At 21.8% G+C, this 5,104-nt stretch carries 8 protein-coding genes; 1 reads left to right on the top strand and 7 read right to left on the bottom strand.

What is annotated here, in order from left to right:
• Positions 1 to 52: 52 nt before the first annotated feature.
• From AYWB_RS03365 to AYWB_RS03350, 5 genes are all read right to left on the bottom strand, one after another.
• Positions 53 to 427, bottom strand: a complete 375-nt coding sequence (locus AYWB_RS03365) for a single-stranded DNA-binding protein (RefSeq protein WP_011412964.1) — start codon at positions 425 to 427, stop codon at positions 53 to 55.
• 95 nt (positions 428 to 522) lie between these two features.
• On the bottom strand, positions 523 to 828 hold the full coding sequence (locus AYWB_RS03360; protein ID WP_238374435.1) for a hypothetical protein: 306 nt from the start codon (positions 826 to 828) through the stop codon (positions 523 to 525).
• 68 nt (positions 829 to 896) lie between these two features.
• A complete protein-coding gene (locus AYWB_RS04360; RefSeq protein ID WP_011412962.1) occupies positions 897 to 1,172 on the bottom strand; it encodes a DUF2963 domain-containing protein in 276 nt (91 codons plus the stop codon).
• A gap of 47 nt (positions 1,173 to 1,219) precedes the next feature.
• The gene (locus AYWB_RS04355) at positions 1,220 to 1,372 is read right to left on the bottom strand and encodes a hypothetical protein (protein WP_011412961.1); all 153 of its coding nucleotides are present in this window, start codon (positions 1,370 to 1,372) and stop codon (positions 1,220 to 1,222) included.
• A 38-nt stretch (positions 1,373 to 1,410) separates the two neighbouring features.
• Positions 1,411 to 1,827, bottom strand: coding sequence for a hypothetical protein (locus AYWB_RS03350; protein WP_011412960.1), 417 nt, complete (start codon positions 1,825 to 1,827; stop codon positions 1,411 to 1,413).
• Between the two features lie 112 nt (positions 1,828 to 1,939).
• Here AYWB_RS03350 and AYWB_RS03345 point away from each other — a divergent pair, with 112 nt between their 5' ends.
• On the top strand, positions 1,940 to 2,563 hold the full coding sequence (locus tag AYWB_RS03345) for a hypothetical protein (protein ID WP_011412959.1): 624 nt from the start codon (positions 1,940 to 1,942) through the stop codon (positions 2,561 to 2,563).
• Between the two features lie 855 nt (positions 2,564 to 3,418).
• Here the strand turns inward: AYWB_RS03345 and AYWB_RS03990 are convergent.
• Together AYWB_RS03990 and AYWB_RS03335 are read right to left on the bottom strand one after the other, a co-directional pair.
• Positions 3,419 to 3,673, bottom strand: coding sequence for a hypothetical protein (locus tag AYWB_RS03990; protein WP_160122734.1), 255 nt, complete (start codon positions 3,671 to 3,673; stop codon positions 3,419 to 3,421).
• Positions 3,674 to 3,997: 324 nt separating this feature from the next.
• Complete coding sequence (locus AYWB_RS03335; protein WP_011412958.1) at positions 3,998 to 5,104, bottom strand: hypothetical protein; 1,107 nt, start codon at positions 5,102 to 5,104, stop codon at positions 3,998 to 4,000.

Genomic DNA, 5,104 nt, shown 5'->3' with positions numbered 1-5,104 from the left:
TTATAAACTCTTTCTTGTATAAGCCCCTAATTAAATAGGGGCCTTTGTTTTATTAATTATTTAATTTTACCCAATCATCAAATGATGATTTAGGTTCCTTTTCAATTACTTGTTTAACATTTTTACTATCTAAAAAAATAACTTTTTGAACTATTACTTTAGTAGCAGTTTTATTTTCGCCTTCGTTATTGGTATATTTTTCAATTGATAACGTTCCTTCTAAATATACTTTTGAACCTTTATGTAAATACATACTCATGTTTTCAGCTTGGTTTCTAAAAACAACACATGGAATGAATTGAGTTTTATCTTTATTATTTACAGCTATTTGAAAATCTAATTTAGATATTTGACCCTCATTAGTATTAATATGTGTTGGCTCTAAGTCATGAGTTATATTACCTATTAATTGAACTTTATTTAACATTTGATTTCTCCTTTCTTAATATTAAAGTAATAAAGCAACAGGAGCTGCAATTGGAACTACAGATGCAAAAATAGGAGCTAGAAATAGACAACCAATTACAACTGCGCCAGTCGTGAGAAAGGGTTTACAACTGCTATATCTTTAACTAATTTATTTTCATCATCAAATTCGGTTTTATATTGATATTCAGTTTGTTTTTGCTGTTGTTTTATTTCTTTTTGTTGTTTTTTTAATTCTTTTAAACGTTTTAAAGAATTCATTAAACCAATTATATTTTCAAATTTATTAGTATCATGAATATATTGGTTTTGATATGGAAATTGAGTTTCAACTTTATTATTATCTTGTTGTTGTTTTGATTTAAGTAATTTAGGTAATTTTAAACCTAAAAGAAATAACATGATTAAAATAAGAATTGATATAAATATAATCCAAATCTTTAATATAATTTTTCTTTTTTTATTCATGATTAAAATGTTTTAGTTTCTTTAATAGTTCCATCTTGGTTGTAATAAATTTCTTTAATTAAGTTAAAATCATTATATTCATTAATTTTTCTAATTGTTTTGCCATCATCATAAAAATGAGTTGATTTTTTAATAATCCCTGTGTTTTGGTTATGTTCTTGAATATTTCTAATTTTTATACCATCATTTTGATAATAAGTTTTAGGAGGATATTTAAGTGATGGAGTTTGTTCTTGTTGTTGGGTTAATTTATCAACTTCTTTTTCAATTTTATTCATAAGTCTATTATAGGTTTCTTGTTCTTGTTCGGCATTAATATTAGATTTTAATGTTGTTGATTTAGTTTTTCTATTTTAGGTTGAGGTTTATTGATAGCTAATAAAAGAAGCATTAAAAGAACAAGAATAACTCCACTAATAAATAAACCCCAAATGATAAATATTTTTTTTTTTGATTTTGGTTTGTTGTTGTTTTCCAATTTTATTATCTCCTTTGATTGTTGTTTTTTTTAATGTATTATTTCATCATTAAATTGTTTTTAGATTCTAAATCAGATATATTTTCTTGTAATTCAATTAAATATTTATCAATTGTAATTGATTGTTTAATAGATGATTTAGGAATTAATTTACTTATAATTTTTATAATACATATAATTAATAATTTAAACGGATATAAAATCCATTTGATTATTGTTTTTATAATGTTAAAGATAGAACATAAAAAAACTAATAAGGTAATAAATATTAAAATATATAATATAGAAAAAAGAAAATTAATTATTATTCCTGTACTATTTAATAAATTAAAAAAATTACAATTTTTAATAGCAATTATATTGTTAAAAGTGTTTTTAAGGAATGATATAATAATAGTGGCATAGTCATTTATTTTCAAAATAAATTGATCTATGTTAAAACTTAATATTTGCATTTTTATGCATCCTTTCGTGGATAGTTATATAAAATTTTCTTTGATGAGAAAAAGGATTTATATAGCTATTTTTTTTTTAATATAAATATATAAAAAAAGAGGTTTTTTAAAAATGAATTTTTTTAATAAAAATAAAAAAATTAACTTAAAAAAAATAATTTTACTAATAACTTCAGTTTTTTTAATTTTAATTAATTTTAAAATTAACAATATTTTTTCTATGAAATCAGAAAAAGATTTAAAAAAAGAGAATGAAAATACAATAAATAATAATAATTTAAAAGATGACACAGATTATCAATTTTTTAAAAAAAAAGTATTGGATCCTGCAAAAGAAAAAAATAATAATAATTTAAAAGAAGGTTTAGCTTATTTTCTAAATTTAATGGGCATAGATGGTTTTAAAAAAGAAGCTGAAGATCTTATTAAAAATTATTTGAAAGAAAATATTAAAAAACTTAATGATTCATCTGAAAAATTCTTTGAAAGTTTTACTTCAACAAATAATAATTTAAAAGATGACACAGATTATCAATTTTATAAAAAGGAAGTATTAGATAAATTTGAAACAAAACAATATGAAATATTTAAAGAAAAAATAATTGATTTTATTATATCACCAGATACTACTGAAGATAAGATAAAATATGCATTGAACCAACTTGTTGATGAATGTGTAAATCATAATGAAGAAATAATTGATAAATTAAGTGAAACTTTTTTTGATTGGGAATAATTATTAATTTTGTTTTTTGATATTTTATTTATTATATAACTCCCTAAAATAATAGGGAGTTATTTTTTTATATTTTTTTAATATAGCTTAATATAACAAAAATGACCCTACATATACGTACTTGGACGAACATATATATAGAGTCATTTATAATTTTAACATTTTTTAGATGTAAAAAATAAACTTTAAATAAGAGTCCAAGTAAATACACTTATATTATACCAAAAATATATTATTTTAATATTTTAAATGGACTCTCCAACCTACTCCTTTACTGCCTAAAGCAGCAAAGGCGGTTGTTTCGTTCTCGCTACTCCTTACCCGATAGTTCACAGGTAAGGAGAAAAGAGGAAATTAAAAAAGCATACACATTTTAAAAAAAGCATACACATTGCAATGTGTATGCTATATGTATAAAAAAAAATCATTAGGAAAAACCTTATGTGCGCTTACGCTGGAATCTTACAGCACGCGCACATAAGTAAGTAAATACCTAGTAAAATGAAAAAAAGCATACACATTTAACTTATATTATAAAGTTTGACAGTTACATTGAGGAAAAACCTAACGAATTTTTAATGTAAAAAAACACTAAATAAACAGAGTGGACTTTATAGGAAAGGGTGTAATAGATTAATTGTAATGTTCTTCGGCTGGCAGCCTAGTTCGCTCTGCTCGTATTTGGATACCTGTTATAATTAATTTAATTTAAAATTGAATATATGTATAAAATAATTCGTTTTAGAGGTATTATAAAATTGATATATTGAATAAAATTAACATTTCGAGGAAGACAATTTTTATATTTTTAAAGCCCCTATTAAATTAGGGGCTTATTTTTTATTGATTTTTAATTTATTTAAGATTCTTTAATAAGTTAACTTCTTCTCTTAATTTTTTATTTTCATCTTCTAAATTTTTATTATTGGTTTCTAAAATATTAATAATTTTTTTCATTTTATTCAATGTATATATTAGTTTATTTATATTTTGTTGTGTTATTTCTTGTATTATTCTTATTCTATGTAGAAATTTTTTAAATGATATTATTATTTCTTTCGTTTCATTTTCTGTTTCTGAATATTTGTCTAAAATTTTAATATCAATCATTTCAGAATCATTACTTTTTTTTGGTATTAAATCTTGTTCTACAATATAATTTGAATTATTATTCTTCATAGCAAAAACTAAATTTTTTTGATAAAAATTTAATAATAAATAAATAAAAATAAATATAATTAAATAAAATTTAGAACTAAATTTTATTTTTTTTAAGCTTAAATACATATTCAAAATAACTTTCTAATTTTAATTTTATCAATTATTTACAAGTGATAAAAATATATAAAGATCCCATTACTAAAAGAGTTATAAAAAGTTCCAAACCAGTCATTTTTTTCTCCTTTTTTTAATAATTTTAAGTTATTTCATTTATTAGTGATATAACTTATCAGGAACATATATGAAAATACAATTATCTTCTAGATATTCATGATATTTATATCCTTTATTGCGAGACCATTCACAATAATTTTCAAATGAGATATCAGGATTAACTAAAAAGATACTTAACTTCTTTCCAGCTATAGTTCTTTTAGGAGCATATTTGACATTATAACTAAATCCTTTTTGACCACCTATAATATCTTTTATCAAACCTTCTTTTCTAATTCTAGTAAGACTTATGTCATCAAAAATATTGATTTTATAAGCATTTTTATGATTTTGTTTACTAAAATCAAATTCACCTCTGGTATAATTATAGTGAAGGTTTATGTGGGTTAGATAACTTAATATAAACTCGGTTTTACCGAGTCTACTAGGTCCTTCAATAACAATGGATTTAGGTCGTTTGCCTAATGATTGAACTGATAATTGTTGATTTATAGCCTCAATTATCTCATTAGTTTTAGAGTTAGATTTGAATGAATCGAAAGAATAATCAGGTTTGAAAAATTCTTCTTCATCTTCTAACTCTTCTTTTTTTTTAGTGAATTTTTTATTTAAAACTTGTTCTACAAAATCTATTTTTTCGTAATAAAAATCACGGTCTAGAATTTTAATAAAATCATTAAGAGATTTTTTAACTTGATTTAAAGTTAATTTATCATCATGATAATATTTTTCTATTAATCTGTCTATTTCATCATATATTAATTGTTTACGTTCTTCTTTTTGATTTTGACGAACATATTTTTTATGTCTAGGGGTGCCTTCTTCAATGAAGTCGCCATCTTTTTTTATATAAGAAATTGATTTTTCTATATTACGAGCAGTTTCAATTCTAGGATGGAAACCTTCAATGTCAAAGAATCTATCACTTTGAATATTAAAACGTTTAGTTAATTGAAAAAGAACATGAGTATGTATTTCTTTATGGTCTTGATGGTTTTCAGTATTAGAAATGATATATGAAATTTCTTGTTTTTTAGATATCATTATTTCTTTTATATAATTATGAATTTTATCTTTACCTAAAGGACATTTTGAATAAGTTAAAAAGATGTCTTTTGCATTTTTTTGAAACTTAGTTTTTTTCAT

This window comes from Aster yellows witches'-broom phytoplasma AYWB (assembly GCF_000012225.1).
GTDB lineage: Bacteria > Bacillota_I > Bacilli_A > Acholeplasmatales > Acholeplasmataceae > Phytoplasma.
Note: the sequence above shows the minus strand (reverse complement) of the source record. Positions and strands in the feature narration are given on the sequence as shown.

Bases quoted from the DNA above. Each gene is read 5' to 3' on its own strand.
- AYWB_RS03365 (WP_011412964.1), bottom strand. From the start codon at position 427: ATGTTAAATAAAGTTCAATTAATAGGTAATATAACTCATGACTTAGAG.
- AYWB_RS03360 (WP_238374435.1), bottom strand. From the start codon at position 828: ATGTTATTTCTTTTAGGTTTAAAATTACCTAAATTACTTAAATCAAAA.
- AYWB_RS04360 (WP_011412962.1), bottom strand. From the start codon at position 1,172: ATGAATAAAATTGAAAAAGAAGTTGATAAATTAACCCAACAACAAGAA.
- AYWB_RS03350 (WP_011412960.1), bottom strand. From the start codon at position 1,827: ATGCAAATATTAAGTTTTAACATAGATCAATTTATTTTGAAAATAAAT.
- AYWB_RS03345 (WP_011412959.1), top strand. From the start codon at position 1,940: ATGAATTTTTTTAATAAAAATAAAAAAATTAACTTAAAAAAAATAATT.
- AYWB_RS03990 (WP_160122734.1), bottom strand. From the start codon at position 3,673: ATGATTGATATTAAAATTTTAGACAAATATTCAGAAACAGAAAATGAA.
- AYWB_RS03335 (WP_011412958.1), bottom strand. From the start codon at position 5,104: ATGAAAAAAACTAAGTTTCAAAAAAATGCAAAAGACATCTTTTTAACT.